The organism is Paenibacillus alba (genome assembly GCF_013204855.1).
GTDB classification, from domain to species: domain Bacteria; phylum Bacillota; class Bacilli; order Paenibacillales; family NBRC-103111; genus Paenibacillus_E; species Paenibacillus_E alba.
This window is the reverse complement of record NZ_JABMKZ010000007.1, coordinates 238,987-259,848: the sequence shown is the minus strand read 5'-3', so window position 1 is coordinate 259,848 and position 20,862 is coordinate 238,987. Positions and strand designations below refer to the sequence as shown.

Annotated in this window: 19 protein-coding genes and 2 pseudogenes; 12 read left to right on the top strand and 9 right to left on the bottom strand. The window is 42.1% G+C overall.

Annotation, left to right across the window (positions count from 1 at the left end):
* Nucleotides 1–288: 288 nt before the first annotated feature.
* Both sigK and HQN90_RS39335 read left to right on the top strand, forming a co-directional pair.
* Nucleotides 289–990, top strand: a complete 702-nt coding sequence (gene sigK / locus HQN90_RS12835; RefSeq protein ID WP_079418869.1) for an RNA polymerase sporulation sigma factor SigK — start codon at nucleotides 289–291, stop codon at nucleotides 988–990.
* 41 nt (nucleotides 991–1,031) lie between these two features.
* Nucleotides 1,032–1,325, top strand: a complete 294-nt coding sequence (locus tag HQN90_RS39335; protein ID WP_173218742.1) for an ATP-binding cassette domain-containing protein — start codon at nucleotides 1,032–1,034, stop codon at nucleotides 1,323–1,325.
* A gap of 847 nt (nucleotides 1,326–2,172) precedes the next feature.
* Here the strand turns inward: HQN90_RS39335 and HQN90_RS38295 are convergent.
* Both HQN90_RS38295 and HQN90_RS39940 read right to left on the bottom strand, forming a co-directional pair.
* Nucleotides 2,173–2,478: a YheC/YheD family protein gene (locus HQN90_RS38295; RefSeq protein ID WP_216855300.1), complete on the bottom strand. Its 306-nt coding sequence runs from the start codon at nucleotides 2,476–2,478 to the stop codon at nucleotides 2,173–2,175.
* A gap of 34 nt (nucleotides 2,479–2,512) precedes the next feature.
* Nucleotides 2,513–2,861 (bottom strand): annotated as a pseudogene (locus HQN90_RS39940) (YheC/YheD family protein).
* A gap of 438 nt (nucleotides 2,862–3,299) precedes the next feature.
* Here HQN90_RS39940 and HQN90_RS39330 point away from each other — a divergent pair.
* A complete protein-coding gene (locus HQN90_RS39330; protein ID WP_173218740.1) occupies nucleotides 3,300–4,154 on the top strand; it encodes a collagen-like triple helix repeat-containing protein in 855 nt (284 codons plus the stop codon).
* A gap of 293 nt (nucleotides 4,155–4,447) precedes the next feature.
* Entirely contained in the window at nucleotides 4,448–4,627 is a 180-nt protein-coding gene (locus HQN90_RS39585; protein WP_338042311.1) for an FAD:protein FMN transferase, read from the top strand.
* 760 nt (nucleotides 4,628–5,387) lie between these two features.
* On the opposite strand, the gene HQN90_RS12810 is transcribed toward HQN90_RS39585, so the two are convergent.
* Complete coding sequence (locus HQN90_RS12810) at nucleotides 5,388–7,094, bottom strand: right-handed parallel beta-helix repeat-containing protein (protein ID WP_173218738.1); 1,707 nt, start codon at nucleotides 7,092–7,094, stop codon at nucleotides 5,388–5,390.
* 858 nt (nucleotides 7,095–7,952) lie between these two features.
* Between HQN90_RS12810 and HQN90_RS12805 the strand changes: the two genes are divergently transcribed.
* Nucleotides 7,953–8,177, top strand: a complete 225-nt coding sequence (locus HQN90_RS12805) for a hypothetical protein (RefSeq protein ID WP_173218736.1) — start codon at nucleotides 7,953–7,955, stop codon at nucleotides 8,175–8,177.
* Nucleotides 8,178–8,186: 9 nt separating this feature from the next.
* Here the strand turns inward: HQN90_RS12805 and HQN90_RS12800 are convergent, their stop codons facing one another.
* The 4 genes from HQN90_RS12800 to HQN90_RS12790 all read right to left on the bottom strand — a co-directional run bounded on the left by HQN90_RS12800 (nucleotide 8,187) and on the right by HQN90_RS12790 (nucleotide 10,030).
* Entirely contained in the window at nucleotides 8,187–8,768 is a 582-nt protein-coding gene (locus HQN90_RS12800) for a collagen-like protein (RefSeq protein WP_173218734.1), read from the bottom strand.
* Nucleotides 8,769–8,827: 59 nt separating this feature from the next.
* Nucleotides 8,828–8,932, bottom strand: a complete 105-nt coding sequence (locus tag HQN90_RS40135; RefSeq protein ID WP_476739325.1) for an alpha-helical endospore appendage domain-containing protein — start codon at nucleotides 8,930–8,932, stop codon at nucleotides 8,828–8,830.
* A 603-nt stretch (nucleotides 8,933–9,535) separates the two neighbouring features.
* On the bottom strand, nucleotides 9,536–9,766 hold the full coding sequence (locus tag HQN90_RS12795) for a cold-shock protein (RefSeq protein ID WP_173218732.1): 231 nt from the start codon (nucleotides 9,764–9,766) through the stop codon (nucleotides 9,536–9,538).
* A 63-nt stretch (nucleotides 9,767–9,829) separates the two neighbouring features.
* On the bottom strand, nucleotides 9,830–10,030 hold the full coding sequence (locus HQN90_RS12790; protein WP_173218730.1) for a cold-shock protein: 201 nt from the start codon (nucleotides 10,028–10,030) through the stop codon (nucleotides 9,830–9,832).
* 319 nt (nucleotides 10,031–10,349) lie between these two features.
* Here HQN90_RS12790 and desA point away from each other — a divergent pair, with 319 nt between their 5' ends.
* The 6 genes from desA to HQN90_RS12760 all read left to right on the top strand — a co-directional run bounded on the left by desA (nucleotide 10,350) and on the right by HQN90_RS12760 (nucleotide 16,630).
* Nucleotides 10,350–11,420 carry a Delta(5) desaturase DesA gene (gene desA / locus HQN90_RS12785; RefSeq protein ID WP_173218728.1) on the top strand — a complete coding sequence of 357 codons (1,071 nt, stop codon included), beginning with the start codon at nucleotides 10,350–10,352 and terminating at the stop codon, nucleotides 11,418–11,420.
* A gap of 69 nt (nucleotides 11,421–11,489) precedes the next feature.
* Nucleotides 11,490–12,626 carry a sensor histidine kinase gene (locus HQN90_RS12780; RefSeq protein ID WP_173218726.1) on the top strand — a complete coding sequence of 379 codons (1,137 nt, stop codon included), beginning with the start codon at nucleotides 11,490–11,492 and terminating at the stop codon, nucleotides 12,624–12,626.
* Entirely contained in the window at nucleotides 12,623–13,222 is a 600-nt protein-coding gene (locus tag HQN90_RS12775) for a response regulator transcription factor (RefSeq protein ID WP_173218724.1), read from the top strand. Before HQN90_RS12780 ends, HQN90_RS12775 begins: the two co-directional genes overlap by 4 nt.
* A 360-nt stretch (nucleotides 13,223–13,582) precedes the next feature.
* Nucleotides 13,583–15,121 (top strand): bifunctional GNAT family N-acetyltransferase/carbon-nitrogen hydrolase family protein, encoded by a 1,539-nt coding sequence (locus HQN90_RS12770; RefSeq protein WP_173218722.1) that lies wholly within the window; start codon nucleotides 13,583–13,585, stop codon nucleotides 15,119–15,121.
* An 18-nt stretch (nucleotides 15,122–15,139) separates the two neighbouring features.
* A complete protein-coding gene (locus HQN90_RS12765; RefSeq protein WP_173218720.1) occupies nucleotides 15,140–16,021 on the top strand; it encodes a nitrilase-related carbon-nitrogen hydrolase in 882 nt (293 codons plus the stop codon).
* 294 nt (nucleotides 16,022–16,315) lie between these two features.
* Nucleotides 16,316–16,630, top strand: a complete 315-nt coding sequence (locus HQN90_RS12760; protein WP_173218718.1) for a DUF3888 domain-containing protein — start codon at nucleotides 16,316–16,318, stop codon at nucleotides 16,628–16,630.
* A 168-nt stretch (nucleotides 16,631–16,798) separates the two neighbouring features.
* Here the strand turns inward: HQN90_RS12760 and HQN90_RS12755 are convergent, their stop codons facing one another.
* Both HQN90_RS12755 and HQN90_RS12750 read right to left on the bottom strand, forming a co-directional pair.
* Nucleotides 16,799–18,460, bottom strand: a complete 1,662-nt coding sequence (locus tag HQN90_RS12755; RefSeq protein WP_173218716.1) for a histidine kinase N-terminal 7TM domain-containing diguanylate cyclase — start codon at nucleotides 18,458–18,460, stop codon at nucleotides 16,799–16,801.
* A gap of 359 nt (nucleotides 18,461–18,819) precedes the next feature.
* Nucleotides 18,820–19,308 (bottom strand): annotated as a pseudogene (locus HQN90_RS12750) (IS110 family transposase); the annotation flags it as partial.
* Nucleotides 19,309–19,839: 531 nt separating this feature from the next.
* On the opposite strand from HQN90_RS12750, the gene HQN90_RS12745 reads away from it, so the two are divergent.
* Complete coding sequence (locus HQN90_RS12745) at nucleotides 19,840–20,862, top strand: response regulator transcription factor (protein WP_173218714.1); 1,023 nt, start codon at nucleotides 19,840–19,842, stop codon at nucleotides 20,860–20,862.

Sequence of the window (20,862 nt, the reverse complement as noted above, 5' to 3'; positions counted from 1 at the left end):
AGAAAAGGTTTGAATTGTATTGTTGTTAGAGGAATGGAATCGACTGTAAGGGCAGTATCCCATTTTATGTCATAAAAGAATGTGAAATAAGAAGAAATCATTACTTTCTCATCTTAGCGTAACGAGGACCAAACAAGTCAATTAAACGAGTTAGTTCCAAATGACTTCTACATGTAAGTTTATGAGGTACAGGCACTTCTAGGCTCCCACCCACATACACTAATACTAAGCTCAAAGCGGAGACTTCCGAACAGCTAAGATCCGCTAACACTGAAGGGGGTGGCTGAAATGCCTGGATTGTTTAGCGCAATAGCTGTATTAATTAAGCAGCTAACCTTGCTTGTATCCTATGTGAAGAATAATGCGTTTCCTCAACCTCTTACCGAGGCAGAGGAAGAAAAACATTTAAGACTTATGGCAGAAGGCAATGATCATTCCAGAAACAAACTGATTGAGCATAATTTGAGACTTGTCGCGCATATTGTGAAAAAATTCGATAACACAGGGGAAGATCTGGAGGATTTGATTTCGATCGGGACGATCGGATTGATCAAAGCCATCGAGTCGTTCTCGCCGAATAAGGGTACGAAGCTTGCTACTTTCGCGGCTCGCTGTATCGAGAATGAGATCCTTATGCATCTGCGCTCGTTGAAAAAGACGAGGAAAGATGTGTCCTTGCATGACCCCATCGGAACGGATAAAGAGGGGAACGAAATTACGTTGATCGACATCCTCGGCAGCGAGGCCGACGATGTGGTGGATGCTGTACAGCTGAAAATAGAGAAATCAAAGATATATAAGAATTTAGAGATATTGGATGAGCGGGAGAAGGAAGTTGTGGTTGGGCGGTTTGGACTGGAGTTAGGCGGGGAAGAGCGGACGCAGCGGGAGATTGCGAAAGAGCTGGGGATTTCGCGTTCGTATGTTTCGCGCATTGAGAAGCGGGCTCTGATGAAGCTGTATCATGAGTTTTATAAGGCGAAGCGGTGAGGACGAAGAGCTGAGATTGTTAAATCGCGAAGGCGATGGGCATGAGTTTCATTCAGATTGAACATGTGAACAAGTACTATCAAATGGGCGGGGAGACGATCCGTGCATTGGACGATGTCTCCCTAGAAATTGAGCTTGGTGAATTCGTGGCGATTATGGGACCATCGGGCTCGGGTAAGTCGACGCTTATGAATATTATCGGGTGTTTGGATGTTGCTGGTCATGGGGACTATGTATTGGATGGGAAGGCAATTTGTTGCTCTCTTGTCTCGTTTACTTGGCTATATCAAAACGAATCCGTTTTGATATGTAATAGCTCAATAAAGGAGACCTGAGTAATTGATCTGGACCCTTTGTCAAGGACACTTGAAAAAAGAGTGGTTTAGTCTAAGAGGCCAATAAAAGATGATTTCTGTATTGTACAGGGGTCATCTTTTTTAGTCCCCATGGCTATCATTATTTTTATTATTGGGGTGTTAGTCTACTTATTTTGCGAAATCCGACTCCTCAATGAGTATTCAGAATGTAACCGAAAATACAAAGCTCAGAGCAGTTATTGTTGTGGCCCTTTCACGTTGTTTCAAATGTTTGGTGATTCGATGCTTTATGCCGTATTGCCGATTAATTGGAGAGAACTGTGTCTTACATCACTATTAGAGGTTGGTATTTTGCATCGGCCAATCGGTTCGTTAGACTGCCACTTTAGCCTATCAATACGTGGTGTCGGGACTCCCGAGAATCAACACCAGTTTGGAAAGGGGGTATACGTTCTTGTCCTCCAACAATATTCGAGACATGTCGGTGGACAAGAATGTAATCCGATTCATTCCGCGTCTTTGCAGGTTTTTCTATTTATCGGAAAGCAATGTAGATTGGAAAAATGGTTGGCGCACGAGCTGGTTACAAGCAAGAACATGTTTTGTTTACCGTGATTGAGGAATTTATCAATAATTATTAACGAACAGGAAGAAAAGGCTCTTTAATCAGCTTGATTGGTAGTCAGAGGGAATAGTTCGGCAGGTTAGATCTGTACTCCATTTATTCATCTGTATTGCAGCGCTTTTGATACATGCAAACTATCGAAATACGTTATATAAATACAAATAATGCAAACGCAACGTGGACCTGCCATTTTTTAGTTTCAGTGCTATCATCCATTAGATGGTTAAAAATATTTACTTATCAAGACCGAGAGAGGTAATAATCATATTCTAAGGGTCTACTATAAATCATTTTTTTGCTTTTGAAATTCTTTATGCCTTTATATATACTTTTTTGAGGTGTTCCATTAAGTTCAATAATCCTAAGCTTACTATCTTTGTCAATGGCAAAATCCACACTCAATTCTCGCAAAGAGCCCATATGAATTTCTGCTTCTTGTGCGGCTTTTACACTTACATTGCGAAGTGATTGAAGAATGTCATTCACTTTTTCCTGTGAAAATAACCGGGGGAGAACCTCTACTACATCATAAATATGTTCACACATGTGTTAAAATATCGTTTGTGAGTCACTCTACATGCTATTGTGGAAATTGTCCATTCGTCCCCTTTTGAACAAGTACCCGAATATCAAAATAACGATGATCAAGTTGACTCATTGGAATCCCTTGCTGGACCATGTATGTCTTTGGTCCGAGAATTTCATCCAATTTTTCCTGAATGCTTTCCATATATCGGCTTAATATAGACTAGTTTATAGGATTCTAATAGTTCAGATATATTCACTTCATTATATAGAAATGTGTCCTGTACATATGGTTTTAGATTAGATTGTACTAATAGGTTATAGAGATCCCATTTGTTGAAAAAATTGATAGTGTTTAAACACTTATTCCTACCTATTGCTGTTTCAAGGCGTTGAATGGTCATTATTTTTTGTTATAACAACGGTTGTAGACAGCGTGAGGAAAAGGGAACGAACTTTGTGTCCATATGCCTTTTTTCAAGCTAAGTCCAATAATACGTCGATTATTCCACTGTATATCTGTTGGAGCGAAGGCGTAAAGTTTCAAGTTTAGATCTTGATAACGTTGACAAAGATCCAGGTTTCTTTTTCTACTACGCCTATTACTGACCATAATACCTATTAATGGTCGCTTGTCCATTCTTATCACTTCCTAGTCATCTATCCTAAAATTATATAATGCTAACGAAGTTAACTTGGTATGGGACAATCACATAGTAGATCCGAAATGTGATAATTTGGGTTTTATTACCACTATTTTATTTTGGTAGGCATTTACTGTGTCTATCTTTTTGGGCTTTTAATATAATGAAATACACTGATTACAGGGAGATGAGATTATTATGGGAAAATGTAATTGCCCTCCAGGACCTCCTGGTCCTGAAGGACCGCGAGGACCTCAAGGATCAACAGGAGCAGAAGGACCGCGAGGATTCCAAGGAGCAATAGGGCCAATAGGTCCAGAAGGACCACGAGGGTTCCAAGGTGAAGCAGGAGCCGAAGGACCACGAGGACCCCAAGGAGCAACAGGTGCAGCAGGAGCAACGGGTGGAACTGGAGCAACAGGTGCAGCAGGAGCAACGGGCGGAACTGGAGCAACAGGAGCAGCAGGAGCGACAGGTGGAACTGGAGCAACAGGAGCAACAGGAACAGCGGGAGGATTAATTCCATTTTCAACGGGCATCATTCTAAGTGGGGCTACCGTCGTATCTGCTGCTCCAATTTTAATGGGATTTGGTAATCACACGGTTGAAGTTATTGATGGTTCTGGAGAATCAACAATGCCACCCGAAGCAGGTGGTTTTGCTTTCCCAATTCCCTTTGCTGGAACTGTTCAAAATTTACAAATAAGCGCGGATTTACTGGTTGCTTCGGTGGTTTCAATAAATACACTCGGTCTTCAATATGATTTTACTGTGTTTCTAGCGCCTTCCGTTCCTAATAATGGAATTAATCATCTTTCTTCATCCTACCTGACAACTCCGCTTACTAGTTCGGTTAGATTCGGATTTCCAAATAATATAATTACTGCTGGCACTTTCCATACAGCAACGAATATAAATGTGGGGGGATCATTAATAGTCGCTGCGGGTGATCGTATTGGCGTTCGTGTAAGGACACTTGCATCGACCGATCCCTCAGCAGCTGATATCACTCAACTCTCATTTAGCGCTAGTCTATCTTATACCCCTTCTTAAAAATGTGTTGTCGTGGCAGATTTTTTTGTATTTACTACTCCCCAACAAATATCTGTAGAGTCGCTATTTGTCCAATTCAAGGGATAGCACGAAAACTCATATATTATAATGTTTAGAAGTTTGAAGTTTGCATATTGTGGGTAATTCATTGCGTTTGTCAGCGTGAGTTCTCCCTTCGTCGGTGTCTTACACCTTCTACGATAGGGAACTTTCTTTTTATTTGCAACTTTTTCCACTTTATTCATGTTAGTTTCTTTGTAAAATTTCTGCTCCTCCTACTCAATTTCGTTGAAGTGGTATATCAAAGAATTAAAGTACCATATCAAATTATAGACACCATTGAAGTATCTAACGAAGCAGTATGTACATCTGGCGGCTACGAGCGCAAAAGTAAAGTCAGTGAAGATATCCATCATATTATTTACCCGAAAAGCAAACAGTCTCCCCATGTGTTGAACAGCGGTAGGGATTGATTTGATTTGCTATCGTTTGGGCAAAAGAAGAAAATGGCTTCCGGATGGTGCAGTGATCACCTTAATTTTAAGCACTGCAACCTCCTAGTATATTGTGGCTATTACTGCAATTATGGCTATTGTATCCAAGCATCTTCTCGTCTATAAAAAAACCGGTATTTAATCCAACGGCCTTTGGCCTACTTTTATCTATTCTTGTTTTCCAAACTGGACAGATCTGGTGGGACGCTTTTGGAGATCTTCCAGTGTGGAAGTTTTTGTGGACTGATGTATTTATTTATCGGACTTCTCATTAGTAATGCCTCTCACGTGGTTAGATCGATGAAATAACACTATTGAAAACCGCCTTTTTAGAAGGCGGTTTCTTGTGGTCGAACTAAAAAGAGAACATCAATTACTCCTTGATTTGCAGGTGATAGCTGCTTATAGGTTTATAAGCCGCGTAAGAGCTCCCGAGTTCCCATTGAAAGTGATGTGGATTCGTTTAAGCAGGTAAGCAGAATAGGGATAGATGTATGACACCATTGTCGGGTGACAACAAACTAGTCCGATTTATATACGCCTAAACGGCGGCATATTTATTTTATTGGATCATATTCTTGTCATTTCTCAATGTCAAGAATATGATCCGAATGCCGACAAAGTCACAAAATAAATATACTGTTGGGACGGGTAGATTAGTTGAAGATCAATTGAGGTGAACCATATCACAAGTAGAGTATGACTCAAGGTAAAACGCAACCCGTTTCTAAGCTGAAAGCTAAACACTAACCTTATAAATATCTGCAACAAAGGATAGTCCCGCGGGGTCCGGAAAGGACATGTATTGATCATAGTTTACTACTGTAAAGGAAACGATCACTTTATATAGGCCAGCTGGGATCAGCCCCGTCGTGATGGAATAACAGCGAATAATCTGCCAATTAAACGGGGGATCAAGAATAACAGGGGTGGGGTCCATACTTCCGTCCAATAGCAGGATACCCAATGGCGGTGTCGATATAAGGGTATTCGTTGTAGCGTCGACCAAATCGATTTGTGCCTCCATCGCATTATCGGCAAATGCAGTTAAATTAATCAAAACTTGCCCCTCTGCGGCAAGCGTAAAGGAATTTGTAGCCGCCGCAAAACCAAGGACTTGACCCGGAGCTGTCGTTGAACTCCAAATTGTGATTGCATCGGGAACGGCTCCGAATACGGGGTTATTGTCATTTACAAATTTCTTTAAACTGGGCCAAATGGGGAATTGGGGGACCTCTACAGCCAGCGTACCTATTCCCAAATTAGCAGCGGCAACGGCCATATCGCGGTCTGAGGCTACATATACATTCGTTGGATTGCTGCTGAGTCTTTGCACCGGAGTAAGCAGTGGAGCCGGAACTAACGGGTCGTCAGTAAGAAATGGCAAAAACAAAGTTACCATATTCGGATCGACGATAGCTTGACCCGTTCCCGGACCCCCGTCGTTGACGTTAGGACCACTCGGATCTCCCCACCAGTTATTTGTAGCATCCAATTTCAAATTCGGCGCTGTATCATTGTAGCTTCCTGTTGCCACAGTTAAGCCTGCAATCGTATTCCCCATTATGCTATTATGTTTGGCACGGATATTTGAATTGAGGACAGCGGTAAAATCCAGTTGGACGTTAATAGCATTGCCGGTATTGAAGTGCAAAATATTGTTCAAGATCGTAATTCTGTCATTTCCTCCCGACAAAAAAATGGCGTCAAACAAATTGTTACTGAAGTTATTATTAAGAATACTGACATTTTGACAAGTAAGCAGAAAAATCCCGCCATCAGAGGTAATCTCGTTGTTGGAAATCACAACATTCTCGAAGGGCGTACCTACTCCGCCTATTAAGGTCATCGTTCCTTGATTATTTGTAAATTTATTGTTGTCGATTAGGGCGTTGGATAATCCTTGATCCGAATAAATCCCGTTTCCGCCCGCAGGTCCGGTTTGATTGTTGTTGTTAATAAAGTTTTGTTGAACAATGTCTTGGATGGAACCGTTCGAATTTAAATAGATGCCGAAGGTATTGTTCTGAATAATATTATTAAGTAACCAGAATCCGGACTCAGCTCCATTTGCATTGATTCCAGGGCCTAACATATTGTTTTGTATGGTGAACCCATCGATTACGCAACTACTGCTGTCAACGCTGGAAATAAAAAAAATACCCGTATCTATATTACCTTGAACCACAGATTCTTCCGCAGGATTACCAGACCGGGTACGCGCGTCAATTCCATATTGAGCACCGTGCATTTGAAGTGGCTTATCAATATCAACTGTTTCATTGTAAGTTCCAGCCGCTACCTGTACGGTTCCTTGGGGTGCTACCGCAGCTACGCCATCTACAATCATAGCGAATGCATTGGTTCCGATGATCATTCCTGGACCTACCACTGTTCCAACCGGCAGTCCGATCCAAGTGCTATTAACGAAAACTTCCTCTGGCATCCACTTACTCACCTCTCTTTGTCAGTTTCGCTATTTAGCTTTTGTACCTAGCTCCCTAGTATTCACCTAATATGCCCTGTTGTTCAGAGTGAAATATTTGTATAAAACATCTTCATACTCTTCGAAATCGTCGTATAGGCTCTAAAAAAGATTTACGCGGTGAAGTATCTGATTACCATGCTAGTTATTTTATGAAAAATTTAATGAGAGAGTGCAAGATATTATTTCTTACCTAGGGCGAAAATACCCCATCATGAACCTATTTTTATAAAAAAAGGCTTGGGAAACGATAGTTCATTGAGCTACCTAGTAGGAAGCCTCAAAATGTGGCTTTCTTTTTTTACAATGGGAGAGGGAGAATCGGATCAAAGTCTTGTCATTTATCGGACCAGAATCTTGCCATATTGAGTCTCAAGAATTTGTTCCGTTTGCCGAATGAGGCCAAGAATATGTACCGATTACCGAGTCAGAGAAAGAAATTGGGGATTTATAAAAGAATTGAGTAAACGAATACGTTTCATGAAATTTTCAATAAAAAGAAATGGGAAATCCGGACAGGACGGCCGCCGGTGTCAGCAATGCCTGTATGAAACCGGCAGTACCTGTAAAGTTTAAAAATTCAATCAGTTGAAAGTTTACTATCTGCTTGGCTTCTTAAGTAAACAAAAAAAGTTTCAAAAGTAAAATTTATTTGTATGATGTTTACTAGGGGAACAAAATGAGAAAGAGTCCTATGGCAGAAGGAGGTGACGTAAATAAACAAAGATCTTTAATATGAAATAAAGTATTTTAACCTGAAATAAAGAGCTGTAATGAAAATTGCAATAGTAAACATATGGGGAATAAGAGGGCATATTAATGAGCAATAAACAATCCAAGCTTGCGTACGCCTCTAAAACAGGAGCCATTCGAACAAATAAGCAATTTCCGCTTTTCCGCTGCCTTATTTGCTTATTGAACCCTGTTCGCAGACTTGAACGAACAAAAGCCGGTTTCCCAGGATGGAAACCGGCTTTTCACGATGTTATGCCCATGGCTTGTTCGGTCGTAAGTCAGCCCTGTCATTTGAATGACTTTACGTAGTATTAGTCGCTAAGCCAATTGTGTAATAACGAGATGTGCGGAAACAGGGAGTGTTCCTCCTGCGACAGGAGTTATGGTTAGTGCCGTGGAATTGCCCGCAGGATTCCTTAAAGTGAGTATGGAGTTAATGACTGTCGTTTGCAAAAGACTCATGCCTGCTATTTGAGAAGTACCAGTCGCTCGCCCAGCCACCGTATTAGCTAATTCAGCGCCACTGAGGGTTAAAACCCATTGACCAGGTTCCGGTACACTTACCTGAAATAAGACCTGATAAGTGCCAATCGCGGCTAAGTTAAATGAACTGAGACCTGTACGGGTAATTGTGGTCCCACTCGTAGGACCATCTTTGGGAAAGCTTATGTCAGCGCCGGGAGCAACTGTTGCTGCATTATCAGGAGGCATCAGCGCAAAAAAATCAGCAAAATTAGATGCTGCCGCTGTTCCTGTTGCCCCTGCGGTTCCTGTAGCTCCCGCGGCCCCTGTTGTCCCCGTGACTCCAATTGGGCCAGCTACACCAGTTGGCCCTGTTGGTCCTGTAGGACCTTGAGTCCCAACCGAGATGGGTGTTGAAAGAATACTCTCAAGCTTCATTTGAAGTGAAAATTCTTTTTTTGCTACCGTATTAATCGTGCTTTGAACACTGTCATTAATTAATAAAAGATCACTGATTGGGGGGGGGGCGGTCCGGACAACCCTGGAAGCGTTCCTAAAACGTATTGAAGTTTTTCACCTTCCGCATTGAGAATATGGCTTATTCCTAGCTCTTCTATAGCGCAATTGACGATAACACGTCCGTGGCAGCTCTTGACGAACAGCTACAAATCCAAATCCAACTCCGCCAAGCACTATACGGAGACTCCGGTGCCCGCTATCTTTCTGCCTACGGCCATATCAGGGATTGCCGTCACGGTTTGGGACTCCGGTGCGCGGGAGTGCTGGCCTTGCTCATCTGGCGGTCTGAAGCTCCACCATGCCATGACTAACAAACTATATTTTTTTTGAAAGTAATTAAACTAGGAAAATAAAGATCGTTAGTGGAAATCTTTTGTAAACATTCGCAAAACTTCGAAATAAGTTAGATCTTTGAGTTAATTAATTTATACATTCTGTAGGAAACAGTTGTTGAACAACATCAAGGGAGGATTAGACTTTCAAAATACCCAAATCTGGGAGATGACACATAATGCGGGAAACATTGAGTAACCAAGAATTATATACTTGGCTACTCGAACAAAAAAAGTAAGTTGGATTGCATAATATTATTTAACGTGGCAGCAACTCAATGAACATTTGGGGAGAGTAGAGGTCTTTTTTGAAAAAAGTCTTAAAAGAGGTAGGCAGTTCATGCCATAAACAGACTAGGAGATTAGTCTGCCTTTATGAAGAGACTTCATATTTTTATTGGAGTTAGAAATGATAGGAAGCATTTTCAAGCTACTAATCATGGGAGAAAGGCATTGATGGCAAGTGGGGACGTACTCAAACGAAAAATTGTCCCGTATCCACCCCTTACAATCTTCTTTATTGCATGCCCATACTTTCGTGTTTTCCTGAACGAGATCCTCTAACGATTTTCTTCGGAAATACATAGTTTTCTCCTCCTTAGATAAAAAAACTGTCCTTAACACTTGTTAAGGACAGTTCACTGTGAATTACAGTTTTACAACATTTTCTGCTTGAGGGCCGCGGTTGCCTTGAGCTACATTAAATTCAACGCGGTTGCCTTCGTCCAACGATTTGAATCCATCCCCTTGAATCGCGGAGAAATGAACGAATACGTCATTTCCGCCCTCCATTTCAATAAATCCAAAACCTTTCTCTGCGTTAAACCATTTCACTGTTCCTGTTTCCATAATAAAATTACCTCCAAATTGTTATTAACATGCTTTTTTAAACAAAAAAAATCACACATTAAAAAAGGTACCATTACACAAATGATCACTTTTTCAATATGTGAGTTTATGTTAAAGCTGTTTATAACCTAATAGTAGCACACAAAAGTGTGATAAGCAAATTTGTATTGTTCTCCTTTTCCTATATGACATATGTCATACCGTCTACATGATGTTTATGACTGCAACAAATTGAAAACGGTATCTATAATGAAGATAGGATACTACAACTGATATTCGCTAACAAGTCCTGTGCACCATATCGAGGAGGAACTATACGATGACACAATCCACACTAACCAACTTAAAAAAACAGGTTGCCCCTTATGAAAAATCAAATACGAGGGCTAGTATCAAACAGCTAATTAACACCTTAGGACCTTTATTCGTACTATGGTTAGCTGCGTATCTAAGCCTACCTATATCATATTGGATCACACTACCGATTACGATGATCGCATCAGGTTTCGTTATACGAACTTTTATCATTTTCCATGATTGTTGTCATCAATCGTTCTTCAAAAGCCGGAGAGCTAACGAAATAATCGGTACGATTACGGGTATCCTTACACTTTTTCCCTATCAGCAATGGAAGAATAGTCATTCTATTCATCATGCAACGAGCAGTAACCTCGAGAAACGTGGAATAGGTGATATGTGGGTACTTACCGTCGACGAATATGCGGCATCTTCCTTATGGGTCCGAATTGCGTATCGGTTTTATCGGAATCCATTTATTATGTTCGGACTTGGTCCCATCTTTTTGTTCCTATTTACGAACCGTTTTAATACGAAAGGTGCAAGACGCAAGGAAAGAATCAGTACTTATATGACGAATATCTCCATCCTTACTTTATATGGGTTACTGATCTGGATAATTGGATGGCAGTCGTTTGTTCTTATCCAAGCTCCAATCATGTTCGTAGCGGGCTTGATGGGAATCTGGCTGTTTTATGTACAGCATCAGTTTGAAGACTCCTACTTCGAGAATGAGGATGAGTGGAGTTATGTGAAAGCCGCCGTAGAGGGAAGTTCCTACTATAAGCTGCCGAAGCTTTTGCAATGGATTACTGGAAATATTGGGTTTCATCATGTCCATCATTTGAGTCCGAAGGTGCCAAATTATAATTTAGAAAAGGCGCATAATGCAACGCCTCCGCTTCAAAAAGCAACAACCATTACAATCGGCACCAGTTTGAAGTCGCTAGGTTTCCGTCTATGGGATGAGCGCAACAAAACGTTTGTCGGTTATAAAAATAATAAACAGGTGTACCTTAAGGAAGATGGCAAAGATCCTTTGGTGAACAAAATAAAAATAAAAGTCCGCAAGTCGAGCTTACAAGGGCAGTAAATACATCGTTTGATGTTTTATGCTAAAATATAATAAAACTATGTTGAAGAAAAAGAGGCTAAACGGACCATGCAAAAGTGGTATCAAATATTTCATAAAAACACCGGTCTTAGTCCGTATGTGTGGGTTGTCTTTTACATTCTTCCTTTTTATTTCATATTTCGTTCTTCTGACACGTACCAAATTGTATTAGGCACAATCATGATTATTGTATTCTTTAGTTGCTACGTTCTTTCCTTCGTGTCTAAAGGGTGGATCGTGTACTTTTGGACTAGTGTACAAATTGCAATTTCGATTACTATGGCCTTAGTATTCAGCTATGTGTACTTCTCACTGTTTTTAGCATTTTTTATTGGCACGATGAAAAGTCGGGCAGGGTTTATCACGTTGTACTGCATACATTTAGTAAGCACGATTGCAACGATTAACTATGGATTGGTATCCCAAAATCAAGTTTTTTTTACACAATTGCCTTTTATCATTATTAGTGTAATTGGCGTTATTCTCATTCCAGTCACCACGTTCAACCGAAATAGGAGTGAAAAACTTCAGGGACAGCTAGAGGATGCAAATAAGCGGATTTCCGAGTTGGTAAAGCTAGAGGAGCGTCAAAGAATCGCCCGCGACTTACACGATACACTTGGTCAGAAACTCTCATTAATTGGTTTGAAGAGTGATTTGGCTGGGAAATTAATTAGCAAAAATCCGGCGCAAGCACAAATCGAAATTAATGATGTTCGTCAGACAGCTAGAATTGCGTTAAAGGAAGTTCGGGAAATAGTAACGCAAATGCGCGGTACGAGACTAGTGGAAGAGATGTTTCGAATCAAACAAATTTTGAAGGCTGCAGAGATCGACCTCATTTTGGAGGGAGATCCGAAGTTAACCAACACTTCCCTTATAAATGAAAATGTGTTGAGCATGTGTTTGAAGGAATCGATTACGAATATTATCAAACATAGCAGTGCTACTACGTGTTCGATCTCCATTGAACCATCACCAAGTGATCTTGTTATCAAGGTGGGGGACAATGGGATCGGCATAACGAAAGAATATCTTATGTTACTTGGAAATGGATTACGGGGCATGAAAGAGCGACTTGAGTTTGTAAACGGTTGTATGGAAATTGTCTCAGACAATGGAACAATGATTGTTATAAAAGTGCCGAATACCATCATACCACCAGAAAGGGAGGTGAGGATATGATTCGAATTGTGATTGCGGAGGACCAACGGATGCTGTTGGGCGCACTTGCATCCTTACTTGATTTGGAAGAGGATATGCAGGTCGTTGGTAAAGCAAGCAATGGCAAGGATGCTGTGAAACTGGTTCAACAGCATAAGCCAGATATTTGTGTCATGGATATCGAGATGCCAATAATGAACGGTTTAGATGCGGCGGAGGAACTAAAGGGGTTGGGTTGCAAAATCATTATATTGACCACGTTTGCCCGTTACGGGTATTTTGAAAGGGCCGTGAAGGCAGGTGCCAACGGTTATTTGTTGAAAGATAGCCCAAGCGAGGAACTGGCTACCTCGATTCGGAGTGTGATGGCTGGCAGGCGAATCTATGCCTCAGAGCTGGTAGATGAGACTTATAATGAAGAAAATCCTTTGACGGAGAGGGAAAAGGAAGTGCTGAACCTGATCGCCGACGGTAAAAATACGAAGGAAATCGCTGATCACATGTACATTACAAGAGGTACCGTTCGCAACTACATTTCAGTTATTCTCGATAAGCTCAATGTCACTAACCGAATTGAGGCTATTATGCGGTTCAAAGAGAAGGGATGGTTCAAATGACAGGCCAAAAAAAGGTGAATGGGTACCCATAGACTGGCACTTCGAAAAAAGGTGTTCAGATTTGTGGGTACCTTTTTGTTAATGAAATTATCAAGATAAGTAACCAGTCGGTTCTACGGAAAAAAGGCGGAAAATTGGAAGGCCCATCGTTTGACGGTCGTTTGCTTACTAATTCGAGGTCGTCTAACCGCCCCCTGCGCCGCTGACAAAGGAAGTGCCGATTCATTAAACAAAGTGTTATTACGAGCGTTTCCGCATTTTCCGTCCCCCAAATAACAAAACCGCTACATCCCGATACTAGGGACAAGAAACAATGTGGTATAATATAGTTAAACGCATTTATAAAGGGGTCTCATCTCTATGATAACCGATCAAATTTCGCAATTCGAAAAGAAAATCATCATCCGTAACATTGAGCGCGAAGATTTCGATAAAATCATCGCGCTGCAAAATATTTGTTTTCCGAACATGGGTCCCTGGAAGCTGGACCAATTGGAAAGTCACGTCCGCACGTTTCCAGAAGGTCAAATGTGCGTCGAGCTCGACGGTGATATTATCGGCTCCTGTTCTAGCCTGATCGTGAACTTCGATGATTATTTGGAGCAGCATACGTATTCCGAAATCACGGACAAGGGCTATATTCGCAACCATAACCCCCGGGGCGGGAACCTCTATGGGATGGAAGTCATGGTGCATCCGGATTTCCGTCGCATGAAGATCGGCAGAAGGCTATACGAGGCAAGGAAACGGCTGGCAGAGCAGCGTAACCTCAAGAGTATTATTGTAGGGGGACGCATCCCGGGGTATCACAACTATTCCAATAAATTGTCTCCAAGAGCTTACGCGGAGGAAGTGTTGCAGCAGAACATCTACGATCCGGTGCTGACCTTTCAGATGATGAACGGATTTACGCTGAAGAGGATCATTACCAATTATTTGTCCGATGACGCTGATTCCGAGAATTTCGCGGCCCTGTTAGAGTGGAATAATATCGAATACAAGCCGAGTATCAACAAGACGCTTTATAAAATGTCTTTCCCCGTCCGCATTTGCGTGGTCCAGTATATGATGAAGAAGATCGATTCTTTCGAGGAATTCGCCACCCAGTGCGAGCATTACGTGGACGTGGCATCTGATTACAAGTCCGATTTCGCCGTTTTCCCGGAGAACTTTACCATGCAGCTGCTTTCCTTCTTGGATGAACGGTCCCCGAGCTTGGCGGTCCGGAAGCTCACGACATATACGACCAACTATGTGGAGTTATTCTCCGAACTCGCGGTCAAATACAACGTAAATATCGTAGGCGGCTCCCACTTTGTCGAGAACAATAACCGGATCTACAACGTGGCTCACTTGTTCCGCCGGGACGGCACAATTGAGCAACAATACAAGCTGCACATTTCTCCGAACGAGCGGAGGTGGTGGGGCATCAACGGGGGGAGCTCACTCGGAGTGTTCGACACGGATTGTGGTAAAATATCGATTCAACTCAGCAGCGACATCGAGTATCCGGAGTTGTCGCGCATCGTCGCGGAGGAGGGAGCGCAGATTATATTTGTTCCTTTCTGCGCGGAAGATAGGCAGACATTCCTAAGGGTGAAGTACTGCGCACAGGCCAGGGCGATCGAGAACCAAGTGTTCATTGTGACCGCGGGAACGGTAGGAAATCTAACCCATGTGGATAACGTAGACGTTCAGTACGCCCAGTCCGGTATCTATACGCCCGCCGATTTCTCCTTCTCTCGTGACGGCATCGCGGGGGAGTGCAGCGAGAATACGGAGACGGTCATCATGGCCGAGGTAGACATGGAAACGCTGGAAAGGTACCGTAAGTCCAACGATGCATTGTCATTCAAGGATCGCCGGACGGACATCTATTCCTTACAAATTCGTACTTAAAATATACCAGAGGTGCATATGAAGAAGTTAACGATAGCAACAACGCAATACGGTCTCACCGATATCCGTACCGAAGAAGAGTTCTGGACGGGAATCGATACGAAGGTTCGGGATGCTGCCGAGCAGGGCGCCTCCATGATCGTGTTCCCAGAATACATGACGGCTCACTTGCTAAGCTTAGAGCCGTCGATGCTGCACGATGAAGCGTGTTATTTTCTGGACGGGCTGACGGTTAAATATATCGAGTTCTTCGGAGAGCTAAGCCGAGAATGCGATATTGCCATACTAGCGGGGACGCATATATGCTTAAAGGAAAAGGGCGAGTACTCGAACAAGGCATTCCTCTTCTTTCCCAATGGACGGGTGGAGACGCAGAGCAAGGTGCATCTTACGCCGGAGGAGCAGATTCGCTGGCCTCTGGTCGCGGGCGACGAGCTTAACGTATTCGACACGGAGTGGGGCAAGATGGCAATCTTGACCTGTTACGACATCGAGTTTCCGGAGCTGGCGAGGGCAGCCGCGCTTCGCGGTGCCGAACTGCTTTTATGCCCTTCCTACACCGATAGTTCCTTCGGGTACCATCGCGTGCGGCATTGCGCCCAAGCGAGGGCGATCGAGAATCAGCTGTTCGTCGTATTGAGCGGCCTCGTCGGAACCTTGTCCGAGGATCGTCCTCAGGTGGATAGTGGTTTTTGCCAAGCGGGCATATTCACCCCATGCGATCTACCGTTCGCCGCGGATGGCATCTTGCAGGTCGGAGAAACGAACGAAAACAGGACGGTGCTGGCCGAACTCGACTTCCAAAGGCTCCGAGAGAATCGCGAACGCGGTGCGGTAGCGCCCTTCTACGACCGCCGCCCCGATCTATACGAACACGAACACCAGAAGACACTACTGTAACCGAAAAGCCGTTTGGCCCCTTGCAAAGGAGGGACCAAGCGGCTTTTGTAGTAGCAGAAAAGGGGGAATTAAGCTTCGAAGAAAAAGAAACCCGAATCGAAAAGAAAATCTTAAGAGATGAGGAAATTTTTGGATTTCGTCTGTTGTGTAACTTGTTGGCGCCATTGTTCAGGAGAGAATAAAAATGTGTTTGGATGTCCTCACGGATTAACATAAAATAGATGTTCACTATGTTGCTGAAGAGGCTCTTTCAGAGCAAACTTCAAATGCAGCTGGTAATAAGCCAATTGAGGAATGCAGCTACAAGATATGCTTGTTTTAATTCTACTTCCGCATATGAAAGAGAAACTTGCTGAGGTATACTCAGATGTAATTTCAATACTACCAGTTTATTATCCATATTCTGTGAATGTGAAGAGCGTTGAAAGGGTAGCTGCTTTCCGTGGTTTTGATTTTTTAATCACAATAGATGCTCAACCAATAGTCGGTCCTCATGTACCTATCGGCGAAGATGTACTTACATATCGGATCTCGCCGGCTGGAGTCGAGCTTAAAAATTTTGAACATCTTAGAGGACCCGATAAGGATGACTTCCTCCCCAATTACTAAAATCTTTTGAAGTAACGGGAAACTTTAGTTCAATAACACCAAGAGAAGGAAGCTAGCGACGAACGGATTGTGAATATTTCTTGGCATCAGAATCGTATTCTGCGTTGCATTGGTTGGTTATCCTGTTGCTATTAGCAGTTCAAGTAACTAGGATTGTCCGAGCAAGTTTTATTTTACGATGCTGACAATCCGATTACGGCCTTCTTCTTTTGCCTTATATAAGGCTTTATCCACAGATTCAAGCAATTCGTTTAAATATGTACTGGGACTTTTTAAATTTTCGAAGGTGAAATTATTAATTGATAGCAATCCGATACTTATAGTAATCGATAAAGAATGGGGTATATTTTTCGCTATCAACTTATTAGATTCAACTGTGGATTTGACACGTTCGGCTATGAGATTTGCCTGTGATTGACTCGTTTGCGGTAAATAGATGATAAATTCCTCCCCGCCATAACGAGCCAAAATGTCAGTTTGTCTCAGAGTCTGTTTGATTGCTTCCACAGTGCTTTTTATCATTTGATCACCGACTAAATGGCCGTAATTGTCATTGATTAACTTAAAAAAGTCGATATCTAATAAAATTACAGCAAACGGCATTTGATACTTGATATTATTCAATACTTCGTACTCTAACTTTTGTGTCAGATAGAGACGATTATAAATACCTGTCAAGCCATCGGTTATTGCCAAGTGTTCGAGTTTTTGATTTGTTTGAGAAAGTTCATTTTGTATTATAATTAACGATTGGTTACGTTCTTGTAGGATTTCGTTCTGAAGGTTCGTTTCATCAATGAGGCGATGAAGTTCACTCACATCTTGAAATGTGATAATTCGTCCAACCATTGTACTATTAACACTGATAGGCGCGGTTTGAATATTGATATGGCGACCATTAGGGAATTTCATTTCGATTTCAGTTCTCTTCAGAGGGTGCTTTTGGTACGTTAGAAGGAACAAATCAATATTACTACTAGACTGTCCTTTGGAGAGAATGTTTGCCATATCGAAACGGAAACCTATATGCAAGTCGATATGAGGAAATAGAGAGCGATTTATTTCTATAACTATTTCATTATCATCGAGTACTAGAATTCCATGATCTATTGTGTCAATAATATCTTGATGGGCTATTTTCACAATATCAAATACTTTATCGCGATGAATGGCAATGACAAAGAAAATAACAGAAAGTAGAATGCCTAATGATGTCAATCCTGGAATGACGGGCAAAGATGAATTTAGGACAACATTAAAGAATATATCTAATAATATGAATACGGTCATTACTATAATTCCTTTAAGCACCTGCTTAACCTGCGTTTTGATACGAGGTGCCTTGTCGGATATTAATGCTCGACTCATAATATATAGCGAAACTATAATATAGCCAATCAAGACAGTAATGATATACCAAAAAATTGGTCCATAAGATCTGTGGATGTAACTACCTTGCAAAGGTAGAACGAACTTACCATTTGGATTGACTATCACGCAGGATGCTACTAGTAGAGCCGGAACAAAAAGCAATAGTGACATTTTTTTTCTCAGAAATAGTGAATGACCTGTGAGAAAAACTGTAAAAAGAAGCCAACCAACGGCAAGCAGGCACATGTCAACAAAAGATAGTTTTAGATAAAATAATTGAACCTTGGGAGTATCCATCGTTTTAATAGCAAACTGGCAGACAGGCCATAGCAACATTGAAAAATGGAATGCTAAATAAACTTTATGCAGGCTAGTGATTGTAACAGATGCAAATACATATACAAATAAAGCAAACAAAACGAAAAATAAGATTGTGTCAATCCATGCCAAAAAATCCATTTCACACCTTCTAAAGTAATGATAATATTCATTAATTATTAGACTGGGTCAAAAGTCCTGATTCATTTTACTAATATATAATTAATGTGAAAATATCACAACACTATGCCAGGATCATATAGCATAGGTTTCTCTCAATAGAGGTGAAAAAATCAAAATCCAAATAGAAAAATGGGTGTTAAAGATGTGTTTTTGTCAAACTAAAGAAGAACTGTTTGTTCAATAAGAAACCATGAAGAGGCTACCGGCATCAATCGGCAGCCTCTTGAAGTATTGCAGCTAATAGCTTGTCAATATTTAATTGTTAATAGCAGATTCATTAAATGGTAGACTTATAAAAGTGCATGAGAAATAGCCGTCCCATAAAGCACAGGGAAAACTTGATCCAGTATAGCCTGAAACTGTAGTTTTGCTTGGACATACATGCCTGTTAAAGCTTCATATTGGCGTGTTAGATATCGTAAATTCATGAGATGCTGACCCCGTTTTTTGTAGGGTTCAAACTCTTCTTCATAGAACAGAGTCCCTAACAGATGAGCATCAGCAGCATCCGTCTTTAACCGTCGTAAATTGGTTTTCTTGGCGTTATGTGAGATTAAAGGGTTAATGACGATGTTCAAATACTGGTGCTCATCCAGAGACTGAACAACGGGGCTATGATAATGACCTGTAGCTTCCATAACAATGGTGGGACGCACCCCTGCAGCTGATTCCACTCCTCGAATATAATTTAGAAAAGATGCTAATCCTTCAAGATTATGATTAAACCTAAAAATCTTCCCATGAGGTACTCCACGGTCTAAAAAAGCTTGTGCATGGCTCTCTCCCTTCGATACATCCAAACCTATGACTGATTCATGACATCACTCCTGTAATATTTTCACCGGTAACCCCTAACCTTCTTGTCTTCCACACTATCGCATGTGATACGGGATTCATGTCCCAACCAGCCTAACCATGGTTGAACAAGTAGGGGGGATGAACTGAATAGCTCTAGGGATCCAACTCCCACGGGTAGAAACGTTCGATCCTTGGCTACCGCTATCTTACGACCACACAAAATGGAGGTCTACCAGAAAGATCTGGGGACCTCATAATACGATTTCAGCCAAGTGTTTAAAAAACACACCGGAATGACCCCCACTGAGTTCAGGGACTGTTATGTACGGAATGACGAAGAGGGTTCCTAAGGAATAGGAGTAGGTTTACGTTGCTTCATGTTCACACCCTCAAAAAATTCGACAACATAGATTTGATTTTAAAATCCGTACGAGGTAATCACGTGTGTTTCATTTCTTTTTCTTGTGCACTTAAGCACATTGTGGGAGAATTGGACAAAAACGAGCAAGTCGACATCAAGTAAAGTGAGGAACCCGACAATGGTACAAATCGTCGTTGCTGAAGATGAGTTATGGTTGCGCAGTGAACTGGTTGAGATGATCGAGCAAATCGGTGAAGGCTTTGAGATCGCAGGTGAAGCGGTGGATGGCGAGGATGCATGGAATATGATTCACGAGCTGTGGCCTTCGATTCTCGTTACAGATATCCGCATGCCTAGGCGGGGCGGTTTAGAGCTTATTCGTGATATTGAAGAGGCTGGGCTTCCTATCGTCTCCATCATTGTCAGCGGATACGATGATTTTTCATATGCCCAGCAGGCAGTCCGTTACGGTGTTTCGGAATATTTACTTAAGCCGCTCAGTAAGGATGAGCTCAAAGAAGCGCTCCATCGATCCTTGAACCGGATGTCCATGTTTAAGGAGATGCAAGGTTGCTTGAAGCAAATCGTGAGCTTTCTCGAGCAATTGCACGAATGGGAGGCGAAGAAACGGCTTTCGAAGCTGACCGGTATTCTGAGCGAGATCCGTATACTTCAATCTGCTCGTCCGGGAACACGCAGAACGGTATTGGAGATTTTTGCGGGGAAATTAACGGAGCTCATCAAGGGAAATAAGGAAAGCGAAAGCGTCGAGCTGCCGATCCGGCCTGCTTGGGACAATCATGACGAGATTGTGCGGTACTTTCAAAGCTTGCTGGAGACCTTGACGCTGCAATCCAAGCAATCGACCAGCGCTGAAATCCGTTCGGTTATCCGCAAAGCGACGGAATATATCGAGAGGCAATACATGCAGCAGCTCACGCTGGTCAAGATGGCTCAGCTTGCGAATTTGAGCCCGTCCTACTTCGGCTATTTGTTCAAGCAGCACTCGGGGCAATCGTTCGTCAACTATCTGAACAGTGTCCGCATCCAGAAAGCGAAAGCGCTCCTAATGGAGGATGATATTAAGGTCTATGAGGCAGCCGAGATGGTAGGCTTTATTTCGCTGCCCTATTTCAATCGTGTGTTCAAATCACTCACGGACATGACACCGAACGATTTTCGCAAAGGAATGGGGTTGTAA